The following is a 17872-nucleotide window of genomic DNA, read 5'->3' as shown; positions in this document are numbered from 1 at the left end:
GCTCACCCGCCGATGGCGAACGGCTGGCGCAGGCCGAACTCTTCCCAGCCGCGGCGCTCGGCGTACTCGTTGTAGACCCCGCCGCACTGCGTCCGCAGCGGGCAGCCGTCGCAGGGCGGCCCGTACGAGCGCATCTGCTCGTCCATGAACGCGTCGTAGTCGTCCAGGACGTTGCCCTGGTACATCATCCGGATCGAGCGTGTGCCGTCCTCGATGGCCAGCGCCTCGTGCGGGGTGACCACGCAGAGCGGGAAGCCCTCCAGCGTCAGCCGCGCCGGTGAGGCGAGCATCATCTCGATCACCGGCAGCAGGTGCCTGCGGGTCTCGGCGACCGTGGGCGCCTGCATGTCGAGGGCGAAGAAGCCGCTGCCCACCGGGTGCAGGTTGGAGATGTTGACGTGGTCGACCCCCAGCTCGACACAGAGCCGGCAGATGTCCATCAACCGGCCCATGTTGAGCCGGGTGATGACGGTGTTGGTCCGCACCGCGACGCCCGAGCGCTTGGCGTTGCGGATGCCCTCGATCGTCTCGTCGAACCCGCCCGGCGTCTGGGTCAGGCAGTCCTGGATCACCGAGGTGGAGCCGTGCAGCGAGACCACGAACAGCTCGACCCCGGCCTCGGCGAGGCGCTGGGTGAACTCCGGGTCCTTCAGGCGGCGCGCGTTGGTCTGGATCTCCACACGCGGGTACTCCAGCAGCCGGATCGTACGCAGCAGCTCGAACAGGCGTGGATGGATCGTCGGCTCCCCGCCGTGCAGGTTCACCGACGTGTATCCCTGCCCCGAGTTCTCGGCGAGGAAGCGGATCAGGTCGCCGTACTCCACGCTGTCGGACTTCGCCAGCGGCGACCCCACGACGCAGAAGCCGCACTTCTCGTTGCACAGGTCGGTCACGTGCATGCTCAGCTGTTTCATGTCCACCTCACACCAGGCCCAGGCGGCGCGCCGCCGAGGCGAAGACCTCGGGGGTGCCGGGATGATCGGTCAGCGTCTCCAGGTATGCGGCCCGCTCACGCGCCAGGCCGTCCTGGACCCCCCGGTCGTACAGCACGCCGTGCAGCGTGGACAGTACGGCGGGCTCGTCGAGCAGCTCGGCGTGAGCGAAGGTCGACATGTATGGATTTTTCGCCACGATGGGGTCGAGAAAGCTGTGGAACCCCAGCGGCCACATCCGGAACGGGTACATGGGCAGGGTCCGCGACAGCCAGGAGCGCACGTCCTCCGACAGGCCGGACAGTTCCGCCTCGACCCGGTCGATGTCCGGTTTTTCCGGGACGTCGAACCGGTTGGTCAGCACCAGCCCGGGGATGTCGGACAGCACGGCCCTGGCCAGGGTGGTGGCGCCCAGGTTGAGTGTCAGCACCAGGTCGACCGAACCCAGCAGCACGTTGAACCGGTGCGGCGAGCAGGCGGGGATGACGTGGGCGCGGTCGGCCAGGTCCGCCAGCACCGGCGGCACGCTGCCCACCAGCACGAAGCGGGCGCTGGGCGGCAGCTGCCGCAGGTAGTGCACGAGCAGTTCGGGAACCTGGTCGGCGATCCGGTCGCCGTTCTCGTCGGCGTACCTGTCCTGCTGCCATCCGGCCACCGCGAGCAGCACCATCCGGTCCTCGGGCGCCATCCCGAACGTCTCGCGCAGGTGGTGGCGGGTGCGGCGGCTGACCCGCTCGTTGCCCTCCCACAGGCGGAAGGGGTACGTCCGGGAGTCGGAGTCGAGGTGGCAGACCGGTACCGGGCGCAGGTGGGTGGGCATGTCCATGATCCGCCGGGCGACGCCCATCGCCTTGCCCTGGAAGACGTCCACCGCGAACTCGGTGTTGGCCCACTCCCAGATGTCGATCGGCATGATCGGCAGGCCGTACCGCTCGATGAACCACGGGTCGACGCCGTAGCGCTTGGGGAACACGCCGCAGTAGGTGAAGTAGTCGGACAGCACGATCGCGTCCGGGCGGAAGTCGCGGACCGTCTCGTCCACCAGCAGCGTGGCGAAGGTGCCCATCGAGTTGTTCAGTACCAGGTACGGGAACCCGCTGCCACGCAGCAGCCTCTCCGACGTGGGCTCGACGATGAAGAAGCTCTCGATTCCGGCCACCCTGAGCTGGCGGGCCAGCGACATGCCGATCAGCGTCTCGCCGTATCCGGCGCTGCTCATCGCGAAGAAGAGAAGCCTCACGGACCCACCGCCAGAAGTGAGGGGCCCTCCATGGACCGGCGGACGGCGAGCGGCGTCCCGACGTCCTGGAACGCGCCGCCGGGGAACTCGACGGCGCGGACCCGCAGGCCGCTGCGGACCGCGAGGTCGAAGTAGTGGCCGAGCACCGGCTCACCGTTCCGGTGGCTGTCGTGCTGGGGGGCCTTCTCCCGGGTGTCCTGGAGCAGCCCCTCGTGCAGGAGCCTCGCGAAGGCGTCTCCCCAGATCGCCGCGCCCCAGGTGTTCATGACCGGCGGGTCGGCGGGCTTGTCGAACACCCGGTGCACCCGGTCTCCGCGCAGGGTCACCGGGCCGAGTCGGTGCGCGTCCGGCGTGGGGAAGACCGCGAGCGCGAGGTCGGCCCCCGTCTCCTCGTAGACGCGGCGCAGCCGGGTCAGCGCGTCGGACGGGGTGAAGATCGTGTCGGGCATGACGAACACGACGTGGCGCCCCCTGGTCCATCCCCGGGCCAGGTCGAGCGCGCAGGCCAGGCCGCGCGCCTCCTCCTGGAGGAGGTAGGCGATGTCGACGCCCAGGTGGTGCCCGTCCCCGAGATAGGCGACCACCTCCAGCTTCCACGGAGCCACCACCACGATCGCGCTGCCGACCCCCGCCCCGGCCAGCGACTCCAGCGCGTACTCGGCGACGGGACGAAGCCGGGCGCCTCCCTCGGCCTGCTCGTACACGATGGGCAGCAGTTCCTTGGGGTAGCGCAGCGGGGCCATCCGGGTGCCCCGGCCGGCGGCGGGTACGAGTCCGACGAAGTCCGTGCTCGTCAAGTGCCACTCCTTACTGGTTGGGGAGCGCCGGGCGCGGGCCGCGGTTCGGGAGGTCGCTCGCCGAACCGGACCAGCCGGATGGCGTCGATCAGCTCGCGCTGGAACGGGTCGGCCGCGATCTCACGCAGCCGGGCCCGCCCGTCGAGTGAGCGGAGCATCTTGTAGCAGAGGTCGCAGCCATTGGTGAAGGTCGCCCCCTTGAACAGCCCGCGCACCGCGGGGGAGGAGGCCACCATGCGTGCCACGCCCTGCGGCCCGTACACCCGCAGGAACTGGTATTCGTAGTTGCGGTCGGCGTCGGCGAGGATCTCCTGGAACGACTTCTCGTGCAGGTTGCCCATGAAGTAGGCCAGGTCGGAGAGCGTGACGTAGGCCCCGGCCTTGCCGATGTGGCAGGCGGACAGGTCGCCGTTCGGGTTGATCAGCGGGGTCTCCAGGTAGCACGAGGCCGAGAAGTGCTCGGGGTCGGGGGGTAGGCCCACCTGGTGCGCGGTCTTGATGAACGGGGTGGGGATCACCCGGTCCACATGCACCCGTACCCGGTCCTCGAAGCGCCGGTACAGCCCGCGGATCTGTTCCTCCTCGTGGTCCTCGGCGACGGTGATGCAGAGGCTGATCTCGGGGATCTCCCTGGCGATCGCCCCCTCGATCACGTTGACCACGTGCTGGGTGGGGACGCGTTCCTGGTGGTAGACGTCGGTGCTCAGAAAGAGCCGGGTGAGGCCGGGCAACTGCCCGAGGATCTTGTCCACCGTCGCGGCCGAGCGGCCCCAGAAGCTGCTGGTGAACACCGAGATCCGCGGCCTGCCGGGGTGGCCGGCGGCGGCCCCGACCCCGGATCTGAGCATCCGGAATCGCTGGAAGGGCTCGCCGCCGGTGAAGATGATCTCCGGGATGCCGCTGTCACACGCCTGTGCCACCCAGCGCCCGATCTCGTCCGCGGTCGGCTGGCGGTCCCGCGTGGAGCCGGTGAAGCCGCAGTGCCGGCAGCCCACGGTGCAGATCTCGGTGACGCTGACCAGTATCGAGTTGAAGTGCACGACACCCCCCAGAGGCGGTTAGTAGTAGCCGCCGCCGCCGGGCTCCTTGACGGGGACCGTGTGCGCCTGGACTGCGGGCTTGAGCAGGCCGGCGCCGGCCAGTTCCTTGATCTGGTCGATGTGGTCGGCGCCGAGGTTGTACTCGGTGGCGACCGACTCGGGGTCGCTGAGCAGCTGCTCGGCGAACCCGGGGTCGGATGCGGCGCGCTGCACGAGATCGCGAACGCGTGGAGACGACTCGCTCATTGGTCCCTCCCATGGGACGGGGTTTCGTGGGCCGGTCGGGCTTCCCACGCGATCAAGGTATGAATCCGGCGGCCTCCGAACCACCGCCTGGCAGGCGTATTCCGGGGCCGCCAGGAGGCGGAGGGCACACCTCGGACCGGCTGCCCGGCCACGCGCGGTGGCCTAGATTCCCACCGGTGTGGCGTAAACGGCGCACGGCGCGGGCGGGGGCGGCCACCGCGGCGCGAGGCGGCGTAACGTCGGGGGCATGCTCAGGTTCGCCGAGTTCGACGCCCTGCGGCGGCAACGCGGAAGGTCGGCCCTGCTCCTCATCACCGACCGGTGCCCGGTCGGCTGCGCGCACTGCTCGGTCGACTCCCGCCCGGACAGCCCGCGCGTCACCGACCACGCCCTCTTCGCGGAGATCGTCGAGGGGCTCTGCGAAGACGAGGCGCTGCGGGTCGTCGGAGTCTCCGGCGGGGAACCGTTCGTGGAGCGGCGTGCCCTCGCCCACGCGGCCCGGCGGATCCACGCCTCGGGCAAGGCGCTGGTCCCCTACACCAGCGGGTACTGGGGCGCGGGCGGTGATCCCCCCGGATGGATCCGGTCCGTGCTGCGCCTGTCGGCCTGCGTCGTGCTGGGCGTCGACGCCCACCACCCGAGCCCGCGCGCCGCCGTGGCCGCCGCCGCCCGCGCCGTCGCCGCCGAGGGCGCGTGGCTGGTGGCGCAGGTGCTGGACGACCCCGCCCAGATCGAGGCGGCCCGGGACCTCCTCTCCGGCGCGCTGGGGGACGGCTGGCGCGATCTCGCCGAGATCCACCCGGTCCCGCCGCTGCCGTACGGCCGCGCCCGCGGCCTGTTCCCCGAGGCCCGCCGCGTGCCCGGCGCGCGGCTGGGCCGGTGCGCGATCGCGCACACCCCGACGGTCCGCTACGACGGGCGGATCTCGGCCTGCTGCGACGAGAACGTCATCATGGGGGCCGGCCCGTCCGACCTGCGCCGTGTGGCCCGCGACCGCGACGGTGTGCGCCGGGCCCTGGCCGATCTCGCCGCCGACCCGTTCCTCGCGGTCCTCGGCTCCCTGGGTACGGAGGCGCTGACCGCCCTGCCCCGCTACCGTGACCTCGCGGAGCGGGAGTTCTCCGGCATCTGCCGGATCTGCCACCACATGCTGAGACGCGCCGCGGGCGAGCGCGACGCCCTCCTGCACGCGCTGGCGCTCCTTTCACCGCCGGGGGAGGCGGACTCCCTGGGGTGAGCCCACCTCTCCGCGAGGGCGGAGGGCAGGCTCCGGGTGCACCGTCGTTGAACGCCGTCAGCCGAACGCCGTCAGCCGAACGCCGTCAGCTGAACGCCGTCAGCCGAACAGAGCCCGGCGCAGCGCGACCACCCGCTCGGCGGAGGCACGGTGGCTGATCTCCGCGTCACTCCCATGAGATCGATCCCTTCTGTCGATCATGCGTGAACCCGCACCCCTCCACAACCGCGACACGGCTGGGATGAGGGCACCGCGGCCCGCCACCCGGCGGCCGCCCCTCGGTACGACGAGAGGGACCCGGCCGGCTCGGGGCCACGTGTGAGGGGGAGAGGTGAATTCCGCGCCGATCGCGGAAGCCGCCGCCGGAAATGAACCCCGATAAAAATCATTGGCGCCGGGGGCCGCCTTTGCCCTTCAATGAACAAAGGCAGGGGCGCCCGCTCCGGCTCAGGGAAAGGAGCGGCCGTGAACCACGGTGCATCGCCGGTGTGGAAGCTGAAGCTCCTCGCGTCTTCCCTGCTCAACAGCCTCGGTCAGGTCCCGGGACGGTCAGGCGGATAAACCCCGAAAGGGAAACCGCCGAGCCGCCAGAGACCCCGTCGCAGGCGGCTTCTTCATTTCCTCGGCCGGGTACGGCCGCTTTCGCGGTGCTAACCGGACGGCTGATTTCCGAGATGGACAACTTCACAGTGCAGCACGTTGAACGTGAATCCGTTCGGGCTCCCTTTCCGATGGGCGCGAAAGGATTCACCCCCCGGGAGATTCCGGGGAGACACGCCGCAGAGGCCGAACCGGTAAGGCAGCCGGCTTCCACCTGGCAGGACGGGGTTCGAGTCCCCGCTGCGGCTCCGCCCTGAAAGAAGAGGGCCATGGGACTGGGACTCGGCGAGGGGAGTGGCGACCCCCGCCCGGTCGGCAGGCCCGCAGCGCGTCCGGTACGGCCCACGCCAACCGGCCCGGACGCGTGACGGAACGTAGCTCAGCAGGAGGAGCGTCCGGCCAGGGACCGGAAGGCCGCAGGTTCGACTCCTGCCGTTCCGACGACACCGTGTCACCGCGACACGGGCGATACGGAGCCGTGGTGACCGTCACCGGGAGGCGGGCACCTACCGAACACAGCACCACCGGCGCGCCGCCCGGCGCGCCCGGCCGCTCTGGCCCAACGGCAGAGGCGCCGCGCTCAGGACGCGGATGTTCAGGGTTCGAATCCCTGGGGCGGCACGCGATACGACGCCGGAGACGGCAGGGGTGGCTGTCCGCCGCTTCGCCAGGGCAGCAGGACCGGTTCGGCGGGAGGGTCCCCGGGCAGCAGGGCCGGCGGGTTGACGGGGAAGACCGGCTCCCGGGTGGTCAGGAACTCCCGGCGTGGCCCAGAAGTGCTCGACGGGCCAGTGCGCGGGAGCCTGGAACCGGAACAGCAGGAGGCGGTCGTCGTCGACCAGCAGGACCCGGGCACTGGGAGGTCGGGGCAGCCACCTTTCCGATCATAGAAGAGCCTTCCGTCCGCGGGGTCGTTCGCGCGACGCCCGGCGGTCGACGGCCGGGGCACGGGTGAGAGCACGGCGCGTCGCCGGCACACCCGCTCGTCCGCACGGCGTCGAGAGCCGGTGATCGGGTGTCAAGCGGTCGTCAAGGTATGCCGGGCCCCGTGTGGGGGAGGTGTCAAGCCTGGGTGCCGGGGCGTATGGAAACCGTCAAGAGGCGCGATAAGCGCGGAAAGCAGCGCTTTCCTTGCATGTGCCCTGCCCGTCGGGCGGCGGTGAGAACAAATCCCGGATGCGAGGAGTGGGGATGACAGACGTCATCTTCGTCGCCCTGACGATCGCGGTCTTCGCGATCCTCGGGCTGGTCGTCAAGGCGGTGGAACGGTTGTGAGTACCGTCAACGCGGCCGGTCTGGTCGTGGTCGTCGGCCTGGTGATCTTCATGGTCGTGGCCCTGCTCTTCCCGGAGCGCTTCTGATGACGTCGACCACGGCCGGAATCCTGTTCATCGGATCCCTCGTCGTCGCCCTCGCGGTGGTCCACCGGCCGCTGGGCGACTACATGTACCGCGTCTACCATGGCGCCGGGCACCTCGCCCCCGAGCGGATGATCTACCGGTTCGTCGGCGTCCGGCCGGACGTCGAGCAGCGGTGGGGTCTCTACGCCCGCAGCCTGCTGGCGTTCTCGGCGGTCTCCGTCCTTTTCCTCTACGGGCTGCAGCGGCTGCAGGACAGGCTGTTCCTCTCGCTGGGCCGGCCGCCGGTGACCGGCCACGTCGCGTGGAACACCGCGGTCAGCTTTGTCACCAACACCAACTGGCAGGCCTACTCCGGTGAGTCCACCATGGGCCACCTGGTGCAGATGTCCGGCCTGGCGGTGCAGAACTTCGTGTCCGCCGCGGTGGGCATGGCGGTGGCGATCACCCTGGTCCGCGGCCTCGCCCGCAGGGAGACCGAGGAACTGGGCAACTTCTGGGTGGACCTGGTCCGCGGTACCCTCCGCGTCCTGCTGCCGATCGCCCTGGTCGGCGCGGTCGTGCTGCTGGCGGGCGGACTGGTCCAGAACCTCGCCTCCCCGCACGAGGTGACCACCCTGACCGGCGGCACCCAGGCGATCACCGGCGGCCCGGTGGCCAGCCAGGAGATCATCAAGGAACTGGGCAACAACGGCGGCGGGTTCTACAACACGAACTCGGCGCACCCCTTCGAGAACGCCACGAGCTGGACCAACTGGGTGGAGATCTTCGCGATCCTGCTGATCCCCTTCGCGCTGCCCCGCACCTTCGGCCGCATGGTCGGCGACAGGCGGCAGGGCTACGCGATCGTCGCGGTCATGGGGATCCTGGCGCTGATCGGCGTCACGCTGCTCACCGGGCTGGAGACCGCCCACGGCGGCACGGTCCCGCAGGCGGTGGGCGCCGCGCTGGAGGGCAAGGAGATGCGCTTCGGCGTGCCCGACTCCGCCACCTTCGCCGCCGCCACCACCCTGACCTCGACCGGCGCGGTGAACTCCGCCCACGACTCGTTCACCGCGCTCGGCGGCATGATCACGATGTTCAACATGATGCTGGGCGAGGTCGCCCCCGGCGGCGCCGGCGCGGGTCTGTACGGCATGCTCGTCCTCGCGGTGATCACGGTCTTCGTGGCCGGGCTCATGGTCGGCCGTACCCCCGAGTACCTGGGCAAGCGGATCGGCTCCCGCGAGATCAAGTTCGCCGCGATGTACTTCCTGGTCACGCCGGTACTGGTGCTGACCGGCACGGCACTGGCGATGGGCTCGGCCGAGCAGCGGGCCGGCATGCTCAACAGCGGCCCGCACGGCTTCTCCGAGGTGCTGTACGCCTTCACCAGCGCGGCCAACAACAACGGCTCCGCGTTCGGCGGCCTCACCGCCGACACGCCGTGGTACAGCGTGGTCCTCGGCCTGTGCATGGTCCTCGGCCGGTTCCTGCCGATCGTCTTCGTGCTCGCGCTGGCCGGTTCCCTGGCCGTGCAGGCGCCGGTGCCCGCCTCGGCGGGCACCCTGCCCACCTACCGGCCGCAGTTCGTCGGCATGGTCGTCGGTGTGACGGTGATCCTCGTCGCGCTGACCTTCCTGCCCGCCCTGGCACTCGGCCCGCTCGCGGAGGGAATCCAGTGAGGTTCACCCGGACGTTCCAGATGCCGGGACATACCCCCGCCCCCGGGAACGGCAGGGTGGGCGGCGGTCTCCTCCACCCCGGGCAACTGATCACATCGCTGCCCGAGGCGCTCAGGAAGCTCGATCCGGCCACGCTCTGGCGCAACCCGGTGATGCTGATCGTCGAGATCGGCGCGGCCTTCACCACGGCGCTCGCGGTGGTGAACCCCTCGTTCTTCGCCTGGGCCACCGTCGTATGGCTCTGGCTGACCGTGCTCTTCGCCAACCTGGCCGAGGCCGTCGCCGAGGGGCGCGGCAAGGCACAGGCGGCCACGTTGCGCGCTGCCAAGCGCGACACCACGGCGCGGCGGCTGCGTGACCGCGACTCCACCGAGTGGGATGTCGTCGGGGCTCCCGAACTGCTGCGGGGAGACTTCGTCGTCGTGGAGGCCGGGGAGATCATCCCAGGTGACGGCGACGTGGTCGACGGCATCGCCTCGGTGGACGAGTCGGCCATCACCGGCGAGTCGGCCCCGGTCATTCGCGAGTCGGGCGGTGACAGGTCGGCGGTGACCGGCGGCACCAAGGTGCTGAGCGACCGGATCGTCGTCCAGATCACCCAGCGGCCCGGCGAGAGCTTCATCGACCGGATGATCGCCCTGGTCGAGGGCGCCGGCCGGCAGAAGACGCCCAACGAGATCGCACTCAACATCCTGCTGGCCGCCCTGACGATCATCTTTCTGGTCGCCACCGCGACCATGCAGCCGATGGCGATCTACGCCAAGGCCCAGAACCCCGGGGTCCCGGACTCGCCGGCCCTGACCGAGGACGGTGTCACCGGCATCGTGCTGGTCTCGCTGCTGGTCTGCCTCATCCCGACCACCATCGGGGCACTGCTGTCGGCGATCGGCATCGCCGGCATGGACCGGCTGGTCCAGCGCAACGTGCTCGCGATGAGCGGCCGCGCGGTCGAGGCCGCCGGGGACGTCGACACCCTGTTGCTGGACAAGACCGGCACCATCACCCTGGGCAACCGGCAGGCGTCGGCGTTCCTGACCGCCTCCGGAGTCTCCGCGGAAGAACTGGCGGAGGCCGCACAACTGGCCAGCCTGGCCGACGAGACCCCCGAAGGCCGCTCCATCGTGATCTATGCCAAGCAGGAGCACGGCCTGCGAGAGCGCCTGCCGGGAGAACTCGCCCGCGCCCAGTGGATCGGGTTCACCGCGCAGACCCGGATGAGCGGTGTCGACCTCGAAAGCCGCCAGGTCCGAAAGGGCGCCGCCACCGCCGTGATGAAGTGGATCCGCGACCACGGCGGCCATCCCGTCGAGGCGGTCGGAGGCATCGTCGACGCCGTCTCCGGCTCCGGTGGTACCCCGCTGGTCGTCGGTGAGATCGTCGACGGCAGGGCGCGGGTGCTGGGGGTCATTCACCTCAAGGACGTCGTCAAGCAGGGCATGCGCGAGCGGTTCGACGAGATGCGCCGGATGGGCATCCGCACCGTCATGATCACCGGTGACAACCCGCTCACCGCCAAGGCGATCGCGGACGAGGCGGGAGTGGACGACTTCCTGGCCGAGGCGACTCCCGAGGACAAGCTCGCGCTGATCAGGTCGGAGCAGGAGGGCGGCCGGCTGGTCGCGATGACCGGCGACGGCACCAACGACGCGCCCGCGCTCGCGCAGGCCGACGTCGGGGTGGCGATGAACACCGGCACGTCGGCCGCCAAGGAGGCCGGCAACATGGTCGACCTCGACTCCAACCCGACCAAGCTCATCGAGATCGTCGAGATCGGCAAGCAACTGCTCATCACCCGTGGCGCGCTGACCACGTTCTCGATCGCCAACGACGTCGCCAAGTACTTCGCGATCATTCCCGCGATGTTCGCGGCGGTCTATCCCGGCCTGGACGCGCTGAACATCATGCGGCTGGCCAGCCCGCAGTCGGCGATCCTGTCCGCGGTCGTCTTCAACGCCCTGGTGATCATCGCGCTGATCCCGCTCGCCCTGCGGGGTGTGCGTTACCGCCCCTCCAGCGCGTCGAAGCTGCTCAGCCGCAACCTCTGCGTATACGGTCTGGGCGGCATCATCGCGCCCTTCATCGGCATCAAGCTGATAGACCTTCTCATCCACCTCCTTCCGGGGATGTCGTAAATGAAACACATGCCGATCTGGATGCACAGGTATCTCGCCGCGCTTCGCACGCTGCTCGTCCTGACCCTGATCACCGGTGCCCTCTACCCGCTGGTGGTCACCGGCATCGCCCAGGTCGCCTTCAACGACGGGGCCAACGGCTCCCTGGTGGAGAAGGACGGAAGGGAGGTGGGCAGCGCGCTCGTCGGCCAGAACTTCACGGACGCCGCAGGCAGGCCCGTCGGGAGGTACTTCCAGAGCCGGCCGTCCGTGGCAGGCGACGGCTACGACATGCTCTCCACCGCCGCGAGCAACCTGGGACCCGAGGACATCGTGGACGTCCTGCCCGTTCCGGGTGCCAGGGGCGGCGAGGGCAGGCGGAGCCTGCTCACCCAGGTCTGCGCCCGCTCCAGGGCCGTCGGGGAACTGGAGGGCGTCAGCGGTACCCGGCCGTACTGCACGCCCGACGGCGTCGGTGCCGTGCTGAAGGTCTTCCCGGCGGCCGGTACCCCGACCAGGGCCGTCAGCATCAACCAGGCCTGCCCCGCGCCCCCGTTCGTCGCCGAGTACCGTGGTGTCAGGGTCGAGTGCGGTAGACCCGGCGAGAGCTACGCGGCCGGCCGTACCGTTCCGGTCCGCGGCACGACGGTCCGGGCGGTCGTGCCCGCCGACGCGGTCACCGCCAGTGGCTCCGGCCTTGACCCGGACATCTCGGTCGCCTACGCCGAACTCCAGGCGGCCCGGGTGGCCAGGGCGCGCGAGGTACCCGTGGAGAGGGTCAGGCAGCTGATCGCGGAGAACACCACGGGCCGCACCCTCGGCTTCATGGGTGAACCTGCGGTGAACGTCCTCGCGCTCAACCTGGCGCTCGACAGAGGTTGACCTCCGCCCCGGTGCCGGCCAGGGACCGGGGTCTCCACACTCAAGGAGATGTGATGAACGTAAGACGGGGGCGGCTGCGCATCTACCTCGGGGCCGCCCCGGGGGTCGGCAAGACCTACATGATGCTCTCCGAGGGCCACCGCCGCCTCATGAGAGGCACCGACGTGGTCGTGGGCTTCGTCGAGACCCACGGCCGTCCCCGTACCGCGGAACTGCTCGAAGGCCTGGAGATCGTCCCGCGCAGGAGCATGGACCACCGCGGGTGCACGTTCACCGAGCTCGACGTGGACGCCGTCATCGCCAGGAGGCCCAAGGTCGCGCTGATCGACGAGCTGGCCCACACCAACGTGCCCGGCTCGCGCAACAGCAAGCGCTGGCAGGACATCGAGGAGATTCTCGACGCGGGCATCGACGTCGTCTCCACGGTCAACATCCAGCACCTGGAGTCGCTCAACGACGTGGTCGAGGAGATCACCGGGGTGGCTCAGCGCGAGACGATGCCCGACGAGGTGGTGCGCCGAGCCGACCAGGTGGAGCTGGTGGACATGGCCCCGGAGGCACTGCGCCGCCGGATGGCGCACGGCAACGTCTACGCGCCGGAGAAGGTCGACGCGGCGCTGTCGAACTACTTCAGGGTCGGCAACCTGACCGCGCTGCGCGAGCTGGCCCTGCTGTGGGTCGCGGGCAAGGTCGACGAGCAGCTCGACCGCTACCGTGCCGAGCACGGCATCTCCGGCACCTGGGAGGCGCGGGAGCGCGTCGTGGTCGCGCTGACCGGCGGCCCGGAAGGCGACACGCTGGTGCGCCGGGCCGCCAGGGTCGCGGCCAGGAGCAAGGGATCCGACCTGCTGGCCGTGCACGTCACGCGCGCCGACGCGCTGGCCGGAGTGGATCCGGCGAGCATGGTCCGCCAGCGCACGCTGGTGGAGGACCTGGGCGGCACCTACCACCAGGTCGTCGGCGACGACGTCCCGCGTGCCCTGCTCGACTTCGCACGCGGCGTCAACGCCACCCAGCTGGTGCTGGGAGCGTCCCGGCGCGGCAGGTTCGCCCAGATCCTCTCCCGGGGAGTCGGGGTGACCACGATCGCGCAGTCGGGGTCCATAGACGTTCACATGATCACCCACGAGGAGGTGAAGAAAGGGCGCGACCGAGCCCCGTCGCGGGCCGCGCTGGCCCGCCCCAGGCGGGTGGCCGGCTGGGTCCTCGCGATACTCGGGCTGCCGGTTCTGGCGCTGGGACTGCACCTGCTTCGCAATGGGGTGAACCTGCCGAGCGACATACTGCTCTTTCTGCTCACGGTGATCGTGGTCGCCCTGGTGGGCGGCATGTGGCCGGCCGTCACCGCGGCCGTGTTCGGCTTCCTGCTGCTCAACTACTTCTTCACGGAGCCGCTCGCCGGCTTCACCATCGCGGACCCGGCGAATCTGTTCGCGCTGAGCGTCTACGTGCTGGTGGCCGTCATGGTGAGCGCCGTCGTCGACCTCGCCGCCCGCAGGACCAGGGAGGCGGCCCGCGCCCGTGCCGACGCGGAGATCCTCTCCACTCTGGCGGGACACGTGCTCCGCGGCGAGCACGTGCTCGCCTCGCTGCTCGCCCGGCTGAGGGAGACCTTCGGCCTGTCCTCGGTCACCCTGCTGGAACGCACCGGAGAGCCGGTGCCCGAGGACCAGGCCGACCCCGAGGCATGGCGGATCGTCGCCGCCGCCGGCGTCGACGTGCCCTGCACCTCGCCCGGCGCCGCGGACACCGACGTGGTGATCGACGAGCGGCTCGTCCTCGCCGTACGGGGCAGGCTGCTCGAGGCCTCCGACCGGCGGGTGCTGGAGGCATTCGCCGCCGAGGCGGCCGTGGCCCTGCGGCAGGACCGGCTGGAGGAGGAGGCGGAGCAGGTCAGGCCGCTGGCCGAGGCCGACAGGATGCGCACCGCGCTGCTCGCCGCGGTCAGCCACGATCTGCGCACCCCGCTCGCCTCGGCCAGGGCGGCCGTGGAGGGCCTGCGAGCCACCGACGTCGACTGGTCCCCCGAGGACAGGGCGGAGTTGCTCGCCACCGCAGACGAGTCCCTGGCCAAGCTGGACCGCCTGGTCGCCAACCTGCTCGACATGAGCCGGCTGCAGGCGGGGGTGCTCGGGGTGGTGCTGGAGGCGACCGCGCTGGAGGAGATCGTGCCGCGCGCCATCGACGATCTCGGCGAGCTGTCCCGGCGGATCGCGGGTGGCCTCTCCGCCGAGCTGCCCGAGGTCGTCGCCGACCAGGTGCTGCTGGAACGCATCCTGGTCAACCTCATGTCGAACGCCGTCCGCTACAGCCCCGAGGACATGAAGGTCCTCGTCACGGCCAGCAGGCACGGCGATCACGTGGAGATCCGCGTCGTCGACCGCGGCACGGGCATACCCTCCGAGGACTACGACCGGATCTTCATGCCCTTCCAGCGGCTCGGCGACCGCGACAACCACACCGGTGTCGGCCTGGGCCTCGCGCTCTCCCGGGGGCTCGCCGAGGCGATGGGCGGCACGCTGCTTCCCGATGAGACGCCCGGGGGCGGTCTCACCATGATCCTGACGCTTCCCGTCTCCCCGGACTCGCGGGCGTACTTCGCCGAGGAGGGCATGTGACCCGGGTCCCGATCGCCGAGGGCCGTCCGCCCCGTCCACGGACGGGGCGGACGGCCCTCGCGGCCGGGCCGGCGTTTCGCTACAGCGGGTCGGCGCTGTTCGTCTGGGACTGCTTCGACCAGGCGAGCTGCTCGTTCCTGCGCAGCTCCTCCTCGGTGGTCTGCTCCACCCTGGCCATGGCCCAGCGCAGGATCGGCGGTGCCATGAGGGAGGTCACGATCGCCACCAGCACCACGATCGTGTAGACCTCGACGCTGAGGATGCCCAGCCGCAGGCCCACCATGGCCACGACCACCTCGATGACGCCCCGCGCGTTGAGCCCGGCGCCCAGGGCCAGGGCCTCCCACCGGTTGAGCCTGCTGGCACGTGCTCCGGCGTAGGCCCCGAGGAATTTGCCGACGATCGCCACGGTCAGGATGCCGAGCCCGGCGAGCAGCACCATCGGGTCGGCCAGGGACGTCAGGTCCATGCGCAACCCCGCGGTGGCGAAGAAGATCGGCGCGAAGCCGGAGAGCACCACGGTGCGCAGCGGGGCGAGCCGTGCCGGTTCGACGCCACCTGCGGTACCGATCAGCATGCCGCAGACGAAGGCACCGAAGACCGCCTCCAGGCCCATCGCGTGCGTGGCGGCCGAGGCGAGCAGGATCAGCACGGCCGCGGTCGCGACGGACGAGCCGGAATCCTCGTCCCGGGAGGTGAGCCGGAACGAGTGCCGCACGAGCGGGCGGCCCACGGTGAGCGCGAAGATCACGACCGCCAGCAGGCAGGCCAGCGAGACCAGCACGCTTCCCGCGCGCAGGCCGGTGGTGGCCATGGCCGACACGATCGACAGCATGAACCAGCCGAACGCGTCGTCGATCATGCCCGCGGTGAGCGTGAGCTGCCCGACGTTACGGTGGAGCAGCCCCATGTCCATCAGGGTCTTGGCGATGACCGGGATGGCGCTGACGCACATCGCGACGCCGAGGAAGAGCGCGAAGACCAGTGGCTCGGTTCCGGTGGGGATGAGCGTGGCCGGGAGCAGGAATCCGGCGCCGATGCCGAACGCGAGCGGCACCAGCAACCCGCCGATGCTGACTCCGGCCGCCGTGGCGCCCCTGCGCCGGACCATCCCCATGTCCATGTGGATGCCGGTGATGCCGACGAGCAGCAGCACGCCGATCTGCCCGACCGCGTCGAGCAGGTGGAACTGGGCGCTGTCCTGTGGGAACAGCCAGGTGGACAGGCCCGGCGCGACATGGGCGAGGAAGGACGGCCCCAGGACCACCCCGACGAACAGCTCACCGACGACGGCGGGCATGCCGAGCCGTCCGGCCAGACGGCCGAAGGTGAGGGCGAGTAGCAGGAGCAGCCCCACCTGGAGTAGGAAGATCAACAGTTGATGTGCGGCGATCGGCGCCACTGGCGCCGCAAGCGTGACGAGCACGACAGACCTCTCCGATTTCCAAGGTGCCGCCCCCTCTCCCCAGTCAGGACGGCACGGTGTAGAGCCTGGCAAAGCAAAGATCGGCAATCAATCCTTGAAGAGCTGCCCAAAATATGCGGCAGTACTTGCGTCGCAGTTCTGTGCGAGGTATCGCCTGATTAATCAGGCTTCGCCTGCCGGCTCTGGTGGAGGTGTGTTGTGGCTCGACCGCCTTGGGCGGGGATCAGGGCCCTCTGAGGTGGTCGGGGCCGGGGCCGGGGCGGGGGCGGTGTCCGGTTTCCGGATCCCCGGCACCCGGTTCCGCGGGGACGCGGGCCGGCCGCCGTACGGCTCGCAGACCCTCGGGGGTGCCCGGCCGGTGCCGGGTGAGACGAGGATGTCCACGACTTGAGACGCCTTGCTTGAAACGTGACTTGACGCCGCCCTGAAGTTCAATAACGATGTTTCCTATCGACATAGTAGGGAAAATAGGAAGGGGGCGTCGTGCGTGCGCTCATCCTCTTAGGCCTGGTCGGCTTCGCGGCGCAACTCGTCGACGGCAGCCTCGGCATGGCCTACGGTGTCACCTCGACGACGCTACTCCTGGCCATCGGCACCAACCCCGCCGCCGCCTCGGCCACCATCCACCTCGCCGAGATCGGCACGACCCTCGCCTCCGGCGTGTCGCACTGGCGGTTCGACAACATCGACTGGAAGGTCGTCGCCAAGATCGGTCTCCCCGGCGCCGTCGGCGCGTTCGCGGGAGCCACCTTCCTGTCCGGCCTGTCCACCGAGGTCGCCGCCCCGGTCATGTCGATCATCCTGCTCGCGCTGGGTGTCTACGTCCTGGTCCGCTTCACGGCCTTCGGCCTGCCGCGCGGCAACCTGGGCAAGCCGCTGCGCAAGCGCTTCCTCGCGCCCCTCGGCCTGGTGGCCGGATTCGTCGACGCCACCGGCGGCGGCGGCTGGGGTCCGGTCGGCACCCCGGCGATCCTGGCCAGCGGCCGGCTGGCACCGCGCAAGGTGATCGGTTCCATCGACGCCAGCGAGTTCCTGGTCGCCATCGCCGCCAGCATCGGCTTCTTCGTCGGCATCGGCTCGGAGAACATCGACTTCTCCTGGGTGGCCGTCCTGCTGCTCGGCGGCGTCATCGCGGCCCCCATCGCGGCCTGGCTGGTCCGCCACATCCCGCCGCGCATCCTGGGCTCCGCCGTCGGCGGTGTCATCGTCCTGACCAACGTGCGGACCCTGCTGCGCAGCGACTGGGTCGACGCCTCCGGCGGAGTCCAGGCGGCCGCCTACATCATCATCGCCGCCATCTGGGCCGCCGCCATCGCCTACTCGCTCCGTGAGTACCGCCGTGACCGCGACAACGAGGCGGTCGAGGTGGAGTTCAAGCGCTCCGGAGAGCAGGAGACCGCCGGTTCCCCCAGCTGAGCCCGGCGGCGCGATCCGGCCGTGGTTCCGCGCGAAGGCCTCCCCTGTCTGTGGCAAGGGAGGCCTTCCGCATGCCGGGTGTCATGCGAAGATCGTACGCCGCTCGTACGAGCCCGTACGCGTGTCAGTCAGGAAAGACGGCGAGGTCCTGTGGGCGGCGGCGGTACCGATCTCACGCGCTGTTCACGCCTTCCGTGCCGCCGTTGTGGCAGGACGGCGTGAGGGGCGCCCCGCCAGGTGGTCGGCCGAGCGGACCGGCGAGTGGACCGATGCGGCAGAACGAGGGAGTGCGGGATCACACCGGC

13 protein-coding genes and 3 tRNA genes are annotated in these 17872 nt (G+C 70.3%); 10 read left to right on the top strand and 6 right to left on the bottom strand.

Going from position 1 to position 17872, the window contains the following annotated elements; all coding sequences use genetic code 11:
* Positions 1-2: 2 nt before the first annotated feature.
* Genes ACQP0P_RS27275 through ACQP0P_RS27255 form a run of 5 tightly spaced genes read right to left on the bottom strand, consistent with a single transcriptional unit; the run spans position 3 to position 4255 of the window.
* A complete protein-coding gene (locus tag ACQP0P_RS27275; protein WP_433359332.1) occupies positions 3-914 on the bottom strand; it encodes a radical SAM protein in 912 nt (303 codons plus the stop codon).
* A 7-nt stretch (positions 915-921) separates the two neighbouring features.
* A complete protein-coding gene (locus ACQP0P_RS27270) occupies positions 922-2172 on the bottom strand; it encodes a DUF6365 family protein (RefSeq protein WP_433359330.1) in 1251 nt (416 codons plus the stop codon).
* Positions 2169-2969, bottom strand: a complete 801-nt coding sequence (locus tag ACQP0P_RS27265; protein WP_433359328.1) for a sugar phosphate nucleotidyltransferase — start codon at positions 2967-2969, stop codon at positions 2169-2171. Before ACQP0P_RS27265 ends, ACQP0P_RS27270 begins: the two co-directional genes overlap by 4 nt.
* Positions 2966-4009: a radical SAM protein gene (locus ACQP0P_RS27260; protein ID WP_433359326.1), complete on the bottom strand. Its 1044-nt coding sequence runs from the start codon at positions 4007-4009 to the stop codon at positions 2966-2968. The genes ACQP0P_RS27265 and ACQP0P_RS27260 overlap by 4 nt, the downstream gene beginning before the upstream one ends.
* A gap of 18 nt (positions 4010-4027) precedes the next feature.
* Positions 4028-4255, bottom strand: a complete 228-nt coding sequence (locus ACQP0P_RS27255) for a hypothetical protein (RefSeq protein WP_350928642.1) — start codon at positions 4253-4255, stop codon at positions 4028-4030.
* 247 nt (positions 4256-4502) lie between these two features.
* Here ACQP0P_RS27255 and ACQP0P_RS27250 point away from each other — a divergent pair, with 247 nt between their 5' ends.
* From ACQP0P_RS27250 to ACQP0P_RS27210, 9 genes are all read left to right on the top strand, one after another.
* Entirely contained in the window at positions 4503-5492 is a 990-nt protein-coding gene (locus tag ACQP0P_RS27250) for a radical SAM protein (RefSeq protein ID WP_433359323.1), read from the top strand.
* 776 nt (positions 5493-6268) lie between these two features.
* Positions 6269-6340: transfer RNA gene (locus ACQP0P_RS27245), tRNA-Gly, on the top strand.
* Between the two features lie 120 nt (positions 6341-6460).
* Positions 6461-6533 (top strand) — tRNA-Pro (locus tag ACQP0P_RS27240).
* Positions 6534-6640: 107 nt separating this feature from the next.
* A tRNA-Leu gene (locus tag ACQP0P_RS27235) sits at positions 6641-6713 on the top strand.
* Positions 6714-7363: 650 nt separating this feature from the next.
* Positions 7364-7453 (top strand): K(+)-transporting ATPase subunit F, encoded by a 90-nt coding sequence (gene kdpF, locus ACQP0P_RS27230; protein ID WP_350928668.1) that lies wholly within the window; start codon positions 7364-7366, stop codon positions 7451-7453.
* A complete protein-coding gene (kdpA, locus tag ACQP0P_RS27225; protein ID WP_433359321.1) occupies positions 7453-9114 on the top strand; it encodes a potassium-transporting ATPase subunit KdpA in 1662 nt (553 codons plus the stop codon). Before kdpF ends, kdpA begins: the two co-directional genes overlap by 1 nt.
* A gap of 20 nt (positions 9115-9134) precedes the next feature.
* On the top strand, positions 9135-11246 hold the full coding sequence (gene kdpB / locus ACQP0P_RS27220) for a potassium-transporting ATPase subunit KdpB (RefSeq protein ID WP_433382129.1): 2112 nt from the start codon (positions 9135-9137) through the stop codon (positions 11244-11246).
* Entirely contained in the window at positions 11247-12107 is an 861-nt protein-coding gene (locus ACQP0P_RS27215) for a potassium-transporting ATPase subunit C (protein ID WP_433359319.1), read from the top strand.
* A gap of 53 nt (positions 12108-12160) precedes the next feature.
* Positions 12161-14725, top strand: a complete 2565-nt coding sequence (locus ACQP0P_RS27210) for a DUF4118 domain-containing protein (RefSeq protein ID WP_433359317.1) — start codon at positions 12161-12163, stop codon at positions 14723-14725.
* A gap of 79 nt (positions 14726-14804) precedes the next feature.
* Here the strand turns inward: ACQP0P_RS27210 and ACQP0P_RS27205 are convergent, their stop codons facing one another.
* Complete coding sequence (locus ACQP0P_RS27205; RefSeq protein ID WP_433359315.1) at positions 14805-16100, bottom strand: cation:proton antiporter; 1296 nt, start codon at positions 16098-16100, stop codon at positions 14805-14807.
* A 534-nt stretch (positions 16101-16634) separates the two neighbouring features.
* On the opposite strand from ACQP0P_RS27205, the gene ACQP0P_RS27200 reads away from it, so the two are divergent.
* Positions 16635-17567 carry a sulfite exporter TauE/SafE family protein gene (locus ACQP0P_RS27200; RefSeq protein ID WP_433359313.1) on the top strand — a complete coding sequence of 311 codons (933 nt, stop codon included), beginning with the start codon at positions 16635-16637 and terminating at the stop codon, positions 17565-17567.
* Positions 17568-17872 lie beyond the last annotated feature (305 nt).

Source organism: Streptosporangium sp. CA-115845 (assembly GCF_050943795.1).
Lineage (GTDB): Bacteria > Actinomycetota > Actinomycetes > Streptosporangiales > Streptosporangiaceae > Streptosporangium.
The sequence above is the reverse complement of the archived record's forward strand: the minus strand, read 5'-3'. Positions and strand labels throughout refer to the sequence as shown.